Source organism: Providencia sp. PROV_01, from assembly GCF_053098325.1.
Map to the genome: position 1 here is coordinate 1035184 of NZ_JBRFKD010000002.1, position 16472 is coordinate 1051655.

A 16472-nucleotide genomic window follows, 5' to 3' on the forward strand; every position below is an offset into this window, starting at 1 on the left:
GCGAAATCGATTGCCAATCAAATAGTTGCTTTTGACTAGATTTACTTGCTTGCAGCAATATGGATGCATGATATTATCTGTAGACGGTGCGGCGATAGCCACAATTCCTTTATAATACGCAAAGTAATTCAAGTTGCAGTTTGTTAGCCTACACCACAAGAGTCGCAAGAATTGTAGGTAGCCAACACCGCTACAACTTGGAATATGACGGGTATAACAACGAGATTAAAGAAATGACCGATAAACTAACCTCATTACGTAGTCTGACAACTGTTGTTGCTGATACTGGCGACATCGAAGCAATGAAGCTTTACAAGCCACAAGACGCGACCACAAATCCATCGCTGATCTTAAATGCTGCACAAATTCCTGAGTACCGTAAATTAATTGATGAAGCGGTAGAATGGGCACGTAAGCAAAGCAATAATCGCGAGCAACAAATTGTTGATGCTTGTGACAAGCTGGCTGTTAATATCGGTCTGGAAATTCTGAAATTAGTTCCGGGTCGTATTTCTACTGAAGTTGATGCGCGCCTTTCTTATGATGAAGAAGCTTGTATTGCTAAAGCGCGTCACTTAATCAAAATGTACAACGATGCAGGCATCAGTAATGACCGTATTCTGATTAAACTGGCTTCGACTTGGCAGGGTATCCGTGCTGCAGAGAAACTGGAAAAAGAAGGCATTAACTGTAACCTGACTTTATTATTCTCTTTTGCTCAAGCACGTGCTTGTGCGGAAGCGGGTGTATACCTGATCTCTCCATTTGTGGGTCGTATTCTTGACTGGTACAAAGCGAATACAGATAAGAAAGAATTCGCGCCACATGAAGATCCAGGTGTGGTTTCTGTTACTGAAATCTACAACTACTACAAAGCTCACGGTTATAAAACTGTGGTAATGGGCGCAAGCTTCCGTAATGTGGGTGAAATCATTGAATTAGCCGGTTGTGACCGCTTAACTATCTCTCCAGGATTATTGAAAGAGCTGTCAGAATCACAAGGTGAATTAGTACGTAAACTGACAGATTCAGGTAAAACTCAAGAGCCAGGCGCTAAGTTGACGGAAGCAGAGTTCTACTGGCAGCACAATCAAGATCCAATGGCGGTTGATAAACTGTCTGATGGTATTCGTAAGTTTGCAGTAGACCAAGAGAAACTGGAAAAAATGATTGCAGATTTACTGTAATTTATTTCGTTTTTTCTTTAAAACCCAGCCGGTTGGTTGGGTTTTTTTATATCCATTTTTCATTGAGTTAGTTCTCAATTTGAAGATAAAAACACCTCGACACTGTATGCAGTCGTTCATCATGATATGATATCGCTCCTGTTTATTCTTAAGTGAACAGTTTTTGATTGAATAATTTCTTTGAGGTTTGTATGGATGAATTGCGCATAGGTCTGGTTTCTGTTTCTGATCGTGCTTCGAGCGGTATTTATGAAGACAAAGGTATTCCTGCACTAGAAGAGTGGTTAGCAAAAACGCTGACAACACCTTTTCGCATCGAAACTCGCCTGATCCCTGATGAGCAAATCATGATAGAGCAAACATTATGTGAGCTGGTGGATGAGTTTGCTTGCCATTTAGTCCTAACTACCGGGGGCACAGGCCCCGCTCGTCGCGATGTTACACCTGACGCAACCCTCGCGATTGCAGACCGTGAGATGCCGGGGTTTGGCGAACAAATGCGCCAAATTAGCCTAAAGTTCGTGCCTACTGCGATATTATCACGCCAAGTTGGAGTAATACGCAATCAGGCTCTGATTTTAAATTTACCAGGGCAGCCTAAAGCAATTGCGGAAACTCTGGAAGGCTTAAAGGACAAAGAAGGGAATGTAGTCGTTTCTGGTATTTTCGCCAGTGTTCCTTATTGTATTCAATTGCTTGATGGCCCATATGTGGAAACAGACCCTACGGTTGTGAAGGCATTTAGACCTAAATCAGCAATTCGTTCTGAGTAGTATTTCAATATAATCAGGTGAGCATTGACTCACCTGATTAATAATATTTAATGCATAAAATCACATACGTTAGTCAAACTTAACCACGTTGACCAATCGGTAATACAGTTTTGCCATATTGCTCATTTAAGATTTCCGCAACCGCTAAATAAAATGCGCTAGCACCACAGATAATTCCTTCAAAACCTGCAAATTTTAGTAATGCCGCATTTCCCGTAATATTACCAATCGCTAATAAAGCGAATAATACAGTTAAGCTACCAAAGACAAATTGCAAAACAAAATTAGCTTTGAATGTTCCCAAGAACATAAAAAAGGTAAAAATTCCCCAAATAGCGAGGAAAACACCTAAAAACTCAGGTGAAGTTGCTTCAGCTAATCCCATTGAAGGTAAAAATAATAGACCAACTAATGCAATCCAAAACATCCCGTAAGAAGTAAATGCGGTTGCACCGAATGTATTGCCTTTTTTGTATTCAATCAGGCCCGCAATAAATTGAGCAATACCACCATAAAAAATGCCCATACTTAAAATAACGGATGAAAGAGGGAAAAAACCTGCGTTATGAATGTTTAGCAGGATGGTTGTCATACCAAAGCCTAGTAAACCAAGTGGGCCTGGATTTGCAAGAGAGCTAGACTGCATATAACCTCTGGTAAAATATATAAAATTCAAATAGATAAAAAACAGAAAGTTTTGCCAAAGTGACAGCGGCGGCGCATCATACGCAGTTTTGATTGTTTAAACCATGATCACAAGACAGGTTTTTTTGCAATAAATGCAAATTTTTTTGATTCTCCCCCTTGATGAATGAATTTGTGACCCCATCTTAAAAGCATCAACTGATATCAATCCAAATTATTGCGTATTGAAAAATAATTTAGGCTCAGAGTGAAAACTCCCTTGAAAATGAAATATTGAGCCTCATATAGATTGATATCGAAATCATAGTGAAAAGAATTCCTTTGGAGGCGTTTTAGATGGGTAAAATCATTGGTATCGACTTGGGTACAACTAACTCATGCGTTGCAATTATGGATGGTACTACAGCTCGTGTTCTGGAGAACAGCGAAGGTGATAGAACGACTCCTTCCATCATTGCGTACACTCAAGATGGTGAAATTTTAGTAGGTCAGCCAGCAAAACGTCAGGCTGTGACTAACCCAGAAAATACTTTATTTGCAATCAAACGTTTGATTGGTCGTCGTTTCCAAGACGAAGAAGTTCAGCGCGACGTTTCTATCATGCCATATAAAATCATTTCGGCTGATAACGGCGATGCTTGGTTAGATGTGAAAGGCCAAAAAATGGCTCCGCCACAAGTTTCAGCTGAAGTTCTGAAAAAAATGAAGAAAACAGCTGAAGACTATTTAGGTGAGCCTGTAACAGAAGCAGTTATTACTGTACCTGCTTACTTTAACGATGCTCAGCGTCAAGCGACTAAAGATGCTGGTCGTATCGCTGGTTTAGAAGTAAAACGTATCATTAACGAACCAACAGCTGCGGCATTAGCATATGGTTTAGATAGAGAAGTGGGTAACCGTACTATTGCGGTTTATGACTTAGGTGGTGGTACATTTGACTTATCAATCATCGAAATTGATGAAGTTGATGGCGAAAAAACCTATGAAGTTTTGGCAACCAATGGTGATACTCACTTAGGTGGTGAAGACTTCGATACTCGTTTAATCAACTACTTAGTTGAAGAGTTTAAGAAAGAACAAGGTGTTGACCTACGTAACGACCCGTTAGCGATGCAACGTCTGAAAGAAGCTGCAGAAAAAGCAAAAATTGAGCTGTCTTCTGCACAACAAACAGACGTTAACCTGCCGTACATTACAGCGGATGCAACAGGTCCTAAACATATGAATATTAAAGTGACTCGTGCGAAATTAGAGTCACTGGTAGAAGATTTAGTTAAGCGTTCTATGGAGCCAGTTAAAGTTGCTCTGCAAGACGCGGGCTTAAGCGTGAGCGAAATCAACGACGTTATTTTAGTTGGTGGCCAAACACGTATGCCAATGGTTCAAAAAGTTGTTGCTGATTTCTTTGGTAAAGAACCACGTAAAGACGTGAACCCTGACGAAGCAGTTGCAATGGGTGCGGCAGTACAAGGTGGTGTTTTAGCGGGTGATGTTAAAGACGTTCTGTTACTTGACGTAACTCCTCTGTCTTTAGGTATCGAAACCATGGGTGGTGTGATGACTTCGTTAATCTCGAAGAACACCACTATCCCAACGAAACATAGCCAAGTATTCTCAACAGCGGAAGATAACCAAGCAGCGGTAACTATCCATGTTCTGCAAGGTGAGCGTAAACGTGCAAGTGACAACAAATCACTGGGTCAGTTTAACTTAGATGGTATTCAACCTGCCCCACGCGGTATGCCACAAATTGAAGTGACTTTTGATATCGATGCTGATGGTATCTTGCATGTTTCTGCGAAAGATAAAAATAGCGGACGTGAGCAAAACATCACCATTAAGGCTTCTTCAGGTCTGAATGACGAGGAAATCGAAAAAATGGTACGTGACGCAGAAGCAAACGCTGAAGCTGACCGTAAATTTGAAGAGTTAGTTCAGGTTCGTAACCAAGCTGACCAATTAGTTCACGGTACTCGTAAACAAATTGAAGAAGCCGGTGATAAATTACCAGCTGAAGATAAAGCGAATATTGAAAAAGCAACTTCTGAATTAGAAGCGGCAGCAAAAGGTGAAGATAAAGCGGATATTGAAGCGAAAATCCAAGCTTTAGTCACTGCATCTGCAAAACTTCTGGAAATCGCACAGCAACAAGCTCAAGCGCAAGCGGGTGGTGCTGCTGGCGCAGAAGCGAAGAAAGATGATGACGTTGTTGATGCTGAATTCGAAGAAGTTAACGACAAAGATAAAAAATAATGCCCTTAGCGGGCGCAGTAGCTGTAGCAAATGCTAGTTAATGGTTACTGATACCGGATACGGGCGTCGAGGGAACTCTACGCCCGTTCCGCATGTTAAGGGTAAATAGAATGGCGAAAAGAGATTTTTATGAGGTGCTAGGCCTCGAAAGAAATGCTTCAGATAAAGATATTAAGCGAGCTTATAAGCGCTTAGCGATGAAGCATCACCCCGACCGTAATCAGGGGGATAAAGAATCAGAAGGTAAATTTAAAGAAATTAAAGAAGCTTACGAAGTTCTTTCTGACGAGCAAAAACGCGCCGCTTATGACCAATATGGTCATGCAGCGTTTGAGCAAGGCGGAATGGGCGGAGGCGGCGGCTTTGGTGGTGGCGCTGACTTTAGTGATATCTTTGGTGACGTCTTCGGTGATATTTTTGGAGGTGGCCGCAGACAGCAGCGCCCAAGCCGTGGTTCTGACCTACAGTACAACATGGAACTGACTCTTGAAGAGGCTGTCCGTGGAGTGACCAAAGAAATCCGTATTCCGACCTTAGAAACCTGTGACGTTTGTCATGGTAATGGTGCGAAACCGGGAACCAGTGCGGATACGTGCTCAACCTGTCACGGTATGGGCCAAGTCCATATGCGCCAAGGCTTTTTCTCTGTACAGCAGCCTTGTCCAACTTGCCATGGTCGCGGTAAAGTTATCAAAGATCCATGCAACAAATGTCATGGTCATGGCCGTGTTGAAAGATATAAAACACTGTCAGTTAAAATTCCAGCTGGCGTAGATACGGGTGACCGTGTTCGTTTGTCAGGGGAAGGTGAAGCCGGAGAAAACGGAGCACCAGCAGGAGACTTATTTGTTCAGGTTCATGTATTGCCTCATAATATTTTTGAGCGTGATGGTAATAACCTGCACTGTGAGGTGCCGATTAACTTTGCTGATGCAGCACTGGGTGGCGAAATTGAAGTGCCAACCCTTGATGGGCGTGTAAAACTGAAAATCCCAGCAGAAACTCAAACCGGTAAAATTTTCCGTATGAAAGGAAAAGGTGTGAAATCGGTACGTGGTGGCCTGCAAGGTGATTTAATGTGCCACATCGTTGTTGAAACCCCTGTTAAACTCAATGAGAAACAAAAAGAGTTACTCAAAGAATTTGGTGAATCATTAGGTGGAAAGAGCGGTGAGAAGAACAGCCCGCGCTCTAAAAGCTTTTTAGATGGTGTGAAGAAATTCTTTGATGATTTAACTAATAAATAATTAGTTAATAGTTGGTAAAGTTAGAATGGCTGACTGAGCATATTGCCAAGTCAGCCATTTTTTTTATCTTATTTTACAACTTCACCGTTAGCAACCACAGTTTCTCGGACTTTATTGGCAAAATCTTGAGCTTCTTTGATGATTGAATTTTCATCCGCAGTCAGTATTTTACGGTCTTTCATCAATACGTTGCCATCAACTATGGTATGACGAACATTGGCTCCATTAGCCCCATATACCAGCGCAGCATATGGGCTATACATAGGAACCATATTAGGTGATTTAGTATCAATAACAATAATATCAGCTAATTTCCCTGGTTCGAGAGAGCCCAGTTTATCTTCCATGTGTAATACACGAGCAGAGCCCATTGTTGCCATATCAACAACAGTGATTGGTGGCATCGCTGCTCTATCTTTATTTGCTAGTTTGTGAATCTTACCCACTAAATTCAATTCATTTAACGTCGTCAACGTATTACTCGACATTGGTCCATCAGTTCCCAAGCCAACACGGATCCCTTTTTCAAGCATGGTTGTCACAGGGGCAACACCCTTAGCGGACTTAGTATTCGCACTGATATTATGTGCAACACCGACATCATATTGTTTGAGCAAATCTATATCTTTTTCATCAACCATAATGGCATGGGCAGCTATTACTTTATTGTTCAGTGCACCTATGTCTGCCATATATTGTACCGGGCTTTTGCCACCAGTGCGTTTGGCGATTTCTTCTTGCTCACGATCTGTTTCCGCTAGATGGATCATCACGGGAACATCAAGTTCTTGAGATAATTTTGCTATTTTTTGTAAATGCTCTGTTGTGTTGGTATAAGGGGCATGGGGAGCAAAAGCAGGAGTGATACGTGGGTGATCTTTGTATTGATTAATAAAGTTTACGGCATAATTGATGCCTTCATCTGCATTTTTTGCATCAGCGACAGGAAATTGAATAACAGATTCACCAAGGACAGCTCTTAAGCCAATTTTATCAACGGTTTTAGCCACTTCATCTTCAAAATAATACATATCAACGTATGTTGTGACACCCCCTTTAATCATTTCAACATTAGCAAGGTTTGCCCCAACTCGTACCATTTCACGGGAGACCATTTTATTTTCTAATGGGAAAATATAACGGTGTAAACGGTCTGGTACATCATCGGCTAAAGAACGAAATACGGTCATAGATGCATGTGTATGCGTGTTAATTAGACCTGGCATGACAATATCACCATCAACATTCAGTACATTAGGTGCTTGATAATGTTGAGTAAGCTCAGGGCCACCAACGGCAATAATTTTATTGCCTTTGATGACAACCGTACCATGGTCAATAACCTGTTTTTGAGCATCCATAGTTAAGATGGTGCCATCTACAATTATGATGTCAGCGGGTGTAGCAGCAAAGCTAGAAAAAGAAGCACTAATAATGGAAATAGCCAGTAAAGATTTTAAAAGCGACATTTTGGCCTCATATCTGGTGAGAAAATATAAAAACTATAGGTAAATAAAAAAATAATACTATTTTTAATAAAACAAAATTGATTGCTTGGTAACCGAACATTTAAATAATAATAATTTTATTAATGACTTAATTTTGCTAATAAAACACCAAAAACAATAACAACACAGGCAACGACTCGCATGACGTTGAATTTCTCTTTAAGAAAAGCAATAGATAGGAACATAGCGAATAGTACACTAGTTTCTCTAATTGCAGCGACCATGACAATGGGTGCTTGGCTCATCGCCCATATGGCAATACCATAGCTAATCAGTTGCATTAACCCACCTAGTAACCCAGAGCGCCAGTATTGTTGAATTCCAACAATTAGGGTACCACGATATTTGATAAAGCCAGGTACAGCTAACACAATCCCATTCAATAGAAATAACCAAAGTGTATACACTACAGGGTCTTCACTTGCTCTAGCACCATAGCCATCAGATAAGGTATAACAGGCAGTAAAAAAGGCAGTTGATATGGCAAAAGCCAGTGCTTTTCCTTTGATATTTAAGGTGAAATTTTTTCCTGCAAAGGCAATGAGCACTACGCCACTAATGATAAATAAAACACCAATAAGGCCCATTAATGGAATTAGCTCACTAAATAGCAAAGCGCCGAGTAGTGCAGTCATTAATGGCGCAGACCCACGTGATATGGGGTATATCTGGCTTAAATCACCATGTGTATAAGCCTGGCTTAAAAAATAGGTATAGCCAATATGAAATAATACCGATAAAGCTAACCAATGGATAGCTTCTGGTGATGGTAGGCCTAACCAGAATATTGCTGGTAGCGTTAAGATGCCAGAAAAAACAGAAATCATGACTAGACCGAAAAAGCGGTCATTGCCAAATTTAACAATGGCGTTCCAGCTTGCATGGCAAAAAGCAGCAAAAAGCACGGCAAATAGTACGTGAGTTGTCATTAGTAAATTGTAATCTTGAGTTTTTTATTGGCAATCTAATCGCATTTTATTTGCGAAGCGCTTTGCAAATATCTTGCAAGCAGTTTCCCACATTTAAAATCTTCACGAAAGGTATCGAGAAAAGAAGATATATAATTATTCTGTGGTGGTTGAAAAATGTAGGTTGGATACTGTAATAAGAAATTGAAATTATAAAGTCCATTTTTAACAAAATTTGTTATTTGTTTTTATAAAAGTTGTCTATAGTAAAATTAACGTTTCTTTATCATTCTCTGTGATGCTTAACTTAAATTACTCGATAATTCCGATTTATTTCTGATGAATAAACGACTTTTTGCGAATTGATGATTAGCATAGTATTAACATTCAAAAATATATTGGGGTTAACTATATGACAGCAATTATTCGTAAATTTCTAAGGTTAGAAGCAGCAGGGGGCTTACTCCTGATTATTGCTGCCATAGTCGCTTTAATGATGGCTAATTCGCCATTACAAGGGGCTTATCAGCAATTTTTAGATATTCCTGTATCAATTAAAATATCAGAGTTTGGTTTAGATAAACCTCTGATATTATGGATTAATGACTTCTTAATGGCGATTTTCTTTTTGGTGGTCGGCCTTGAAGTAAAACGTGAATTATTAGAGGGATCTCTTGCCGGGCGTGATAAAGCGATATTTCCAGCAATTGCAGCATTAGGGGGAATGATTGCCCCTGCACTAATTTACCTGTTATTTAATGGGGGAGATGCAGTTACTCAGCAAGGTTGGGCGATACCTGCAGCGACAGATATTGCGTTTGCTTTGGGGGTGATGGCTTTATTAGGTAAGCGGGTTCCAACAGAACTTAAGGTATTCTTATTAGCATTGGCTATTATTGATGACCTTGGTGTTATCGTAATTATTGCTTTTTTCTACACAAGTTCTGTTTCTTTGGTTGCATTGGGGCTTTCAGCATTGTGCATCGCTATTCTCTGTATGATGAATTGGCGTAGAGTAGAGAATACAGCGGCTTACTTAGTTATTGGGTTAATATTATGGGTGTGTATTTTGAAATCTGGGGTTCATGCCACACTAGCAGGGGTCATTGTTGGCTTCTTGATTCCTTTACATGGTACTAACCAGACCAAGCCTTCAGAAGAATTGGAACACGTCTTACACCCATGGGTTGTTTACTTAATTCTACCTATTTTTGCGTTTGCTAATTCGGGTGTACAGCTTCAAGGTGTAACATTAGAAGGTTTATTAAGCCCACTGCCATTAGGTGTCGCTGCAGGGCTAATTTTTGGTAAGCCTATCGGAATTTTTCTATTTAGTTGGGTTTCGGTAAAACTTGGGTTTGCAAAGTTGCCTGAGTCGATTAACTTAAAACAGGTTTTTGCCGTTTCTGTATTGTGTGGGATCGGTTTTACTATGTCTATTTTTATAACCGGCCTCGCATTTGATGGGCTTGATGAGGTGTATAGTACCTATTCACGTCTAGGTATTTTGCTTGGTTCTACGTTAGCTGCATTTTTAGGTTACTTTATGTTAAGAGTCGTGTTACCGAAACAAAAAGACTAACTTAGTACCAGCTCAATATTTAATTTTGCAAATTATTAGTAAGAATTTCCGAACTAATAATCTATGATATACCGTAGTGTGTTTATAAATACACTACGGTATTCATTTTAAAGGCTCTGAGAAATATGAGCTGCGGGTAAATGTGTATGGTCAATAGTGGTTTTTCTAGCTAGTGACGGTACAAAAGGAATCGATATGCGGGTTTCACATCTTAATTTTAACCATCTTTACTACTTCTGGCATGTATGTAAAGAAGGCTCTGTCGTCGGAGCAGCAGAAGCGCTTTACCTGACTCCTCAGACAATTACAGGGCAAATAAAAGCATTGGAAGAACGATTAGGTGGAAAATTATTCAAAAGGCAGGGGCGAGGTTTGGTGCCATCTGAGCTTGGGCAATTAATTTTTCGCTATGCAGATAAAATGTTCATGCTTAGCCAAGAAATGCTAGATATCGTTAATTACAGCCGCGAATCTAATTTACTGTTTGACGTCGGGGTTGCGGATACCCTATCAAAACAGTTAGTTAGTAAAATATTAGAAACTACAGTTGTAGAGCATGAACAAATTCATTTGCGTTGTTTTGAATCAACACATGAATTGCTATTAGAACAGCTCAGCCAACATAAATTGGACATGATTTTGTCTGACTGCCCAGTTGACTCATCGCAGCAAGAAGGCTTATTTTCGGTGAAATTGGGCGAGTGTAATATGAGTTTCTTTTGTCGTCAGCCAATCCCTAAAAAGCCATTCCCTGAATGTTTAGAGGAACGTCGTTTATTAATTCCTGGGCGGCGATATTTGTTAGGTAGGCATATCTTAGCTTGGATACGAAATAAAAATCTGCAAGTTGAAGTGTTAGGTGAGTTTGATGATGCGGCGCTTATGAAAGCATTTGGTATGCATTATAACGCGATTTTTGTAGCTCCATCGCAGTATACACCTGATCTTCTAGGTGGCGAAGACATTGTAGAGTTAGGCCGTTTAGAGAGCGTAAAAGAAGAATATTACGTTATTTTTGCAGAGAGAATGATACAGCACCCAGCAGTACAGCGAGTGTGTAATAAAGATTTTTCAGATTTATTTTCAGTTCCGCTTGATAGCTTAGATAAAAAATAACGACAAATAAAAAACCGGCATAAGCCGGTTTTTTAAGCTAATCAAGAAGCAAAATTACATTGCTTTGATTTGAGCAACTAAGTTAGCTTTATGACGTGCTGCTTTATTTTTGTGGATCAGGCCTTTAGTAGCATGGCGATCAACAATAGGTTGCATGTCATTGAATGCTTTCTGAGCAGCTTCTTTATCGCCTGCAGCGATAGCAAGGTAAACTTTCTTGATAAAAGTACGTACCATAGAGCGACGGCTAGCGTTATGCTGGCGACGTTTCTCTGACTGAACGGCACGTTTCTTAGCTGATTTGATATTAGCCAAGGTCCAACTCCCAAATGTATTCTATTGAGGACAATTCAAAGGTCGAGGAATATGCCCTTTCGCCCTTCATTTGTCAATGGATTTGTGCAAATAAACATCGTGTACTTCGATGCTCATGCGCTGTGAATGGTGCAAGATTCTATCAGCAAATATAAGAAGAATACAGATCTTAGCGTGAAAAAATGCGTAATTGATGGCAGAAATTTAAAAAGAATTAAGGCGAAAAATATTTTTTAGTTTATCAATCAGTGGGTAGTATGAAAACCAAGCATGTTATGGTTGTTTTTTGTTCTTTTTGACCACGAGGTTATAACCATTGAAGTATAAAACATAAAAATATAATATTTTTAGAGACCTTGGAACAAATTTGTTGTATTGATAATCCATTGGTTACCCCAAAGTTTTTGATGTTCGAATCTAATTGCTCTGTTTGAGGAGCGTAATAACCCACTAATTGCATAAAAATAGTGGTTAATAAATCGTGTAGAGATCAAAAAAATAGGGTTTAATGAAACCTTTTGCGAACTAAGGTTAACCTTATGCGTCGTACAAGGTATAATCCTGCAATTTCCTCGGTATTGAGCCTGTTATGGAGCTAATTCGCGGTATACAGAATATCCGGGCGTGCCATCATGGTTGCGTGCTGACTATCGGTAATTTTGATGGTGTCCATCGTGGGCATCAGGTTTTGCTTCAAAATTTGAAACTTAAGGGAGCGCAGTTAGGGTTACCAACTGTCGTGATGATATTTGAGCCACAGCCCCTTGAATTTTTTATTGGTGACAAAGCGCCTGCGCGTTTGACACGCTTGCGAGACAAAGTTAAATATCTTGCAGACAGTGGTATTGATTACCTCTTATGTGTTGAATTTAACCAGCACTTTGCATCATTAACACCCGCTGAGTTTGTTGCTGACTTACTTGTCAGTAAGCTTGGGGTAAAGTATCTCGCTATAGGTGATGATTTCCGCTTTGGGAAAAATCGCATGGGGGATTTTACTTTTTTACAACAGGCGGGTGATGAATTCGGTTTTGAAGTTGCAGATACAGAAAGCTTCTGTGATTCAGGGCTTCGTATTAGCAGTACGGCGATACGAAAAGCGATTCAAGAAAACAATCTTGAATTAGCTGAAAGCCTATTAGGGCATTCTTATCGTATTAGCGGGCGAGTGGTTCATGGTAATCAACTTGGCAGAACAATAGGTTTTCCAACAGCAAACCTACCGTTAAAACGTTTAGTCACACCAGTTACTGGTGTGTATGCTGTAGAAGTTTACGGTTTAGGTGATAAGCCTCTACCTGGTGTGGCAAATATTGGCACACGTCCGACTGTATCTGGAAAAGGAACACAGTTAGAAGTTCATCTGATTGATGCAAATATGGATTTATATGGGCGTCATATCGATGTAGTGTTACGTAAGAAATTACGTGATGAGCAGCGGTTTGCTTCGTTGGAAGCGCTTAAGGAGCAAATTGCTAATGATGTAATTGCAGCGAGAGAGTATCTTACTGCAATAGGAATCAGATAATTTAGCGGAAAATTGGAACTGAGAATCGATGAGTGACTATAAAAATACCCTGAATCTACCAGAAACAGGGTTCCCAATGCGTGGCGATCTCGCTAAACGCGAACCACAGATGTTAGAGCGCTGGTACAAAGAAGGTTTGTATCAGGCAATCCGTAAAGCAAAATCGGGCAAGAAAACCTTTATTCTGCACGATGGTCCTCCGTATGCTAACGGCAGTATTCATATTGGTCACTCAGTTAACAAAATTCTCAAAGATATTATTATTAAGTCCAAAGGGTTGGCGGGTTATGATTCCCCATACATCCCAGGTTGGGACTGCCATGGATTACCGATTGAACATAAAGTTGAACAAATCGTCGGTAAGCCAGGGGAAAAAGTTTCTGCCGCTGAATTTCGTGCACAATGCCGTCAATACGCTAAAGAGCAAATTGAAGGTCAAAAAGCTGATTTCATGCGTCTTGGTGTTTTAGGTGAGTGGGATAAACCTTATCTAACAATGGATTTTAAAACCGAGGCTCACATTATTCGAGCATTGGCGAAAACTATTGCAAACGGCCATTTAGTGAAAGGGGCAAAACCTGTTCACTGGTGTACAGCTTGCGGTTCTTCATTAGCGGAAGCTGAAGTCGAATATTATGATAAAACCTCGCCATCTATCTATGTTCGATTCCCTGCGGTAGATGGCAAAACCGTGTGCGAAAAATTTGGTGTGGCAAGTGACAAAACTCCGTCGCTGGTTATTTGGACAACGACACCTTGGACATTGCCAGCAAACCGTGCAATTTCATTAAATCCTGAATTCAAATATAACTTGGTCGATGCAAATGGTGAGTTAGTCATTTTAGCTGCTGACCTTGTTGAAGACGTGATGAAAACTGCGGGTATCACCGCATGGGAAGTTCTTGGTGAATGCGAAGGTTCAGCATTAGAATTGTTGCGCTTCCAGCACCCATTTATGGGCTTTGATGTTCCTGCTATTTTGGGCGATCACGTGACATTAGACGCAGGTACGGGGGCTGTTCATACCGCACCAGGCCACGGCCCTGAAGACTATGTTGTCGGGCAGAAATATGGCTTAGAAACGGCTAATCCTGTGGGCCCAGATGGCTGCTTCTTACCAAATACTTACCCAACATTAGATGGTGTATTTATTTTTAAAGCTAATGACCTTATCGTTGAATTATTGAACGAAAAAGGTGCGTTACTGTACAAACAAGCGATTCAACACAGCTACCCATGTTGCTGGCGCCATAAGACTCCAGTTATCTTCCGTGCTACGCCACAGTGGTTTATCGGCATGGATAAAAACGGCTTACGTGAACAATCTCTGAAAGAAATTGATATTGTTCAATGGATCCCGGGTTGGGGACGTGCACGAATTGAGTCTATGGTTGAAAACCGCCCTGACTGGTGTATTTCTCGTCAGCGTACTTGGGGTACCCCAATGTCGTTGTTTGTTCATAAAGACACTGAAGAGCTACATCCTCGCACGTTAGAATTAATGGAAGAAGTGGCTAAGCGTGTTGAAGTGGATGGCATCCAAGCATGGTGGGATCTTGACCCTGCCGAGCTTCTGGGTGATGAAGCTGAAATATATCGTAAAGTACCTGATACCTTAGACGTGTGGTTTGATTCAGGCTCAACGCATTTTGCGGTTGTTGATGCACGTCCTGAATTCCATGGTAATTCAGCGGATATGTACCTTGAAGGGTCGGATCAACACCGTGGCTGGTTTATGTCATCATTGATGTTATCAACAGCAATGAAAGGGAAAGCACCTTATCGCCAAGTGTTGACACATGGTTTTACTGTTGATGGCCAAGGCCGCAAAATGTCTAAATCTTTAGGCAACACAGTAAGCCCACAAGATGTAATGAATAAACTGGGTGCAGATATCTTACGTTTATGGGTTGCATCAACGGATTATACTGGCGAAATCGCGGTTTCAGATGAAATTTTAAAACGTGCTGCTGATTCATATCGCCGTATTCGTAATACTGCACGTTTCTTACTGGCTAACCTGAGTGGTTTCAATCCTGAAACCGATATGGTGAAACCAGAAGATATGGTGGTTTTAGACCGTTGGGCGGTGAGCCGTGCGTTAGAAGCTCAGCAAGAAATAGCCAAAGCTTATGATGAATATGACTTCTTGTCTGTTATCCAGAGATTAATGCATTTCTGCTCCATTGAAATGGGGTCATTCTATCTGGATATCATCAAAGACCGTCAGTATACGGCGAAAAGTGATAGTTTAGCGCGTCGTAGCTGCCAAACTGCGTTATTCCATATTGTTGAAGCGTTAGTGCGTTGGATGGCTCCAGTTCTGTCCTTCACTTCCGATGAAATTTGGAATGAGTTACCAGGAAAACGCGCTCAATTCGTTCTTACCGAAGAGTGGTATGACGGTTTGTTTGGTTTAGATGAATCAAATGAAATGAACAACAGCTTCTGGACTGAGCTATTGGCTGTTCGTGGTGAAGTGAATAAGGTCTTAGAACAAGCGCGTACTGATAAGCTTATCGGGGGCTCATTAGAAGCTGCGGTGACATTGTATGCGGATAAAGCTCTGGCCGAAAAACTGCAAAGCTTGGGTGATGAATTACGCTTTGTTTTACTGACATCACAAGCCCATGTCGCTGATATCGCAACAGCTCCAGCAGATGCACAAGAAAGTGAATTGAAAGGCCTGAAAATTGCTTTCAGTAAAGCAGCGGGTGAAAAATGCCCACGTTGCTGGCATTATGCAAGTGATATCGGTTCTTCAAGCGAGCAACCAGAAATCTGTGGTCGCTGTGTCACTAACGTAGCCGGTAACGGCGAAACACGTAAGTTTGCTTAATGAAGACGCCAGTTTGTTCTACCGGTTTGCGTTGGTTATGGTTAACCATTGTGATCATCGTTGCGGATTTAGGCATTAAGCAATTAGTGCTTAGTGACCTAAATTTGTACGAACCGCATCCGATCATGCCATTTTTTAACATAATGTATGCGCAAAATTTTGGCGCGGCATTTAGTTTCTTGGCTGATGAAGGCGGATGGCAACGTTGGTTCTTTGCAGGTATTGCAATTGGGATCTCCGTTATCTTAATGGTTATGATGTATCGCCAAAGTGCACAAAAACGCCTATCTAACATTGCATATGCATTGATTATTGGTGGTGCTATCGGTAATTTAAGCGACCGTTTAGTCCATGGCTTCGTTATCGATTACCTTGATTTTTACGTCGGTAATTGGCATTGGCCGACATTTAACCTAGCGGATATGGCGATATGTATTGGTGCAGCTCTTGTGATTTTAGAAGGTTTCCTACCAGATAAATCAAAGCAAGAAAAAGCCAAATAAAATGGTAGTGCACTAGGTTAGAATGTAATAACTCACAGCCCAGATTTTCTGGGCTGAATTTTATGATA

13 protein-coding genes are annotated in these 16472 nt (G+C 40.8%); 9 read left to right on the plus strand and 4 right to left on the minus strand.

The window, feature by feature from the left end:
* Positions 1-233: 233 nt before the first annotated feature.
* Entirely contained in the window at positions 234-1187 is a 954-nt protein-coding gene (gene tal, locus ACU696_RS05325; RefSeq protein ID WP_004914703.1) for a transaldolase, read from the plus strand.
* 191 nt (positions 1188-1378) lie between these two features.
* Positions 1379-1960, plus strand: coding sequence for a molybdopterin adenylyltransferase (gene mog / locus ACU696_RS05330; RefSeq protein WP_004914701.1), 582 nt, complete (start codon positions 1379-1381; stop codon positions 1958-1960).
* Positions 1961-2039: 79 nt separating this feature from the next.
* Here mog and satP read toward each other — a convergent pair whose 3' ends face one another.
* On the minus strand, positions 2040-2606 hold the full coding sequence (satP, locus tag ACU696_RS05335) for an acetate uptake transporter (protein WP_004905651.1): 567 nt from the start codon (positions 2604-2606) through the stop codon (positions 2040-2042).
* 335 nt (positions 2607-2941) lie between these two features.
* Here satP and dnaK point away from each other — a divergent pair, with 335 nt between their 5' ends.
* Together dnaK and dnaJ are read left to right on the plus strand one after the other, a co-directional pair.
* Positions 2942-4858 carry a molecular chaperone DnaK gene (dnaK, locus tag ACU696_RS05340; RefSeq protein WP_109911857.1) on the plus strand — a complete coding sequence of 639 codons (1917 nt, stop codon included), beginning with the start codon at positions 2942-2944 and terminating at the stop codon, positions 4856-4858.
* 110 nt (positions 4859-4968) lie between these two features.
* On the plus strand, positions 4969-6105 hold the full coding sequence (dnaJ, locus tag ACU696_RS05345; RefSeq protein WP_109911858.1) for a molecular chaperone DnaJ: 1137 nt from the start codon (positions 4969-4971) through the stop codon (positions 6103-6105).
* Between the two features lie 68 nt (positions 6106-6173).
* Here dnaJ and ACU696_RS05350 read toward each other — a convergent pair whose 3' ends face one another.
* Together ACU696_RS05350 and ACU696_RS05355 are read right to left on the minus strand one after the other, a co-directional pair.
* Positions 6174-7574 carry an amidohydrolase gene (locus tag ACU696_RS05350; protein WP_196718567.1) on the minus strand — a complete coding sequence of 467 codons (1401 nt, stop codon included), beginning with the start codon at positions 7572-7574 and terminating at the stop codon, positions 6174-6176.
* Between the two features lie 119 nt (positions 7575-7693).
* Entirely contained in the window at positions 7694-8542 is an 849-nt protein-coding gene (locus tag ACU696_RS05355; protein WP_164528421.1) for an EamA family transporter, read from the minus strand.
* A 391-nt stretch (positions 8543-8933) separates the two neighbouring features.
* On the opposite strand from ACU696_RS05355, the gene nhaA reads away from it, so the two are divergent.
* Positions 8934-10103 (plus strand): Na+/H+ antiporter NhaA, encoded by a 1170-nt coding sequence (nhaA, locus tag ACU696_RS05360; RefSeq protein ID WP_004914692.1) that lies wholly within the window; start codon positions 8934-8936, stop codon positions 10101-10103.
* Positions 10104-10298: 195 nt separating this feature from the next.
* Positions 10299-11219 carry a transcriptional activator NhaR gene (gene nhaR, locus ACU696_RS05365; RefSeq protein WP_004914690.1) on the plus strand — a complete coding sequence of 307 codons (921 nt, stop codon included), beginning with the start codon at positions 10299-10301 and terminating at the stop codon, positions 11217-11219.
* 54 nt (positions 11220-11273) lie between these two features.
* Here nhaR and rpsT read toward each other — a convergent pair whose 3' ends face one another.
* Entirely contained in the window at positions 11274-11534 is a 261-nt protein-coding gene (gene rpsT / locus ACU696_RS05370; RefSeq protein WP_004914688.1) for a 30S ribosomal protein S20, read from the minus strand.
* Positions 11535-12123: 589 nt separating this feature from the next.
* On the opposite strand from rpsT, the gene ribF reads away from it, so the two are divergent.
* Genes ribF through lspA form a run of 3 tightly spaced genes read left to right on the plus strand, consistent with a single transcriptional unit; the run spans position 12124 to position 16404 of the window.
* Complete coding sequence (ribF, locus tag ACU696_RS05375; protein ID WP_109911859.1) at positions 12124-13062, plus strand: bifunctional riboflavin kinase/FAD synthetase; 939 nt, start codon at positions 12124-12126, stop codon at positions 13060-13062.
* A gap of 28 nt (positions 13063-13090) precedes the next feature.
* Complete coding sequence (gene ileS, locus ACU696_RS05380) at positions 13091-15901, plus strand: isoleucine--tRNA ligase (RefSeq protein WP_004914683.1); 2811 nt, start codon at positions 13091-13093, stop codon at positions 15899-15901.
* A complete protein-coding gene (gene lspA / locus ACU696_RS05385) occupies positions 15901-16404 on the plus strand; it encodes a signal peptidase II (protein ID WP_109911860.1) in 504 nt (167 codons plus the stop codon). The genes ileS and lspA overlap by 1 nt, the downstream gene beginning before the upstream one ends.
* Positions 16405-16472: the final 68 nt, after the last annotated feature.

Coding starts and splice junctions, on each gene's coding strand:
- tal (WP_004914703.1), top strand. CDS start 234: ATGACCGATAAACTAACCTCATTACGTAGTCTGACAACTGTTGTTGCT.
- mog (WP_004914701.1), top strand. CDS start 1,379: ATGGATGAATTGCGCATAGGTCTGGTTTCTGTTTCTGATCGTGCTTCG.
- satP (WP_004905651.1), bottom strand. CDS start 2,606: ATGCAGTCTAGCTCTCTTGCAAATCCAGGCCCACTTGGTTTACTAGGC.
- dnaK (WP_109911857.1), top strand. CDS start 2,942: ATGGGTAAAATCATTGGTATCGACTTGGGTACAACTAACTCATGCGTT.
- dnaJ (WP_109911858.1), top strand. CDS start 4,969: ATGGCGAAAAGAGATTTTTATGAGGTGCTAGGCCTCGAAAGAAATGCT.
- ACU696_RS05350 (WP_196718567.1), bottom strand. CDS start 7,574: ATGTCGCTTTTAAAATCTTTACTGGCTATTTCCATTATTAGTGCTTCT.
- ACU696_RS05355 (WP_164528421.1), bottom strand. CDS start 8,542: ATGACAACTCACGTACTATTTGCCGTGCTTTTTGCTGCTTTTTGCCAT.
- nhaA (WP_004914692.1), top strand. CDS start 8,934: ATGACAGCAATTATTCGTAAATTTCTAAGGTTAGAAGCAGCAGGGGGC.
- nhaR (WP_004914690.1), top strand. CDS start 10,299: ATGCGGGTTTCACATCTTAATTTTAACCATCTTTACTACTTCTGGCAT.
- ribF (WP_109911859.1), top strand. CDS start 12,124: ATGGAGCTAATTCGCGGTATACAGAATATCCGGGCGTGCCATCATGGT.
- ileS (WP_004914683.1), top strand. CDS start 13,091: ATGAGTGACTATAAAAATACCCTGAATCTACCAGAAACAGGGTTCCCA.
- lspA (WP_109911860.1), top strand. CDS start 15,901: ATGAAGACGCCAGTTTGTTCTACCGGTTTGCGTTGGTTATGGTTAACC.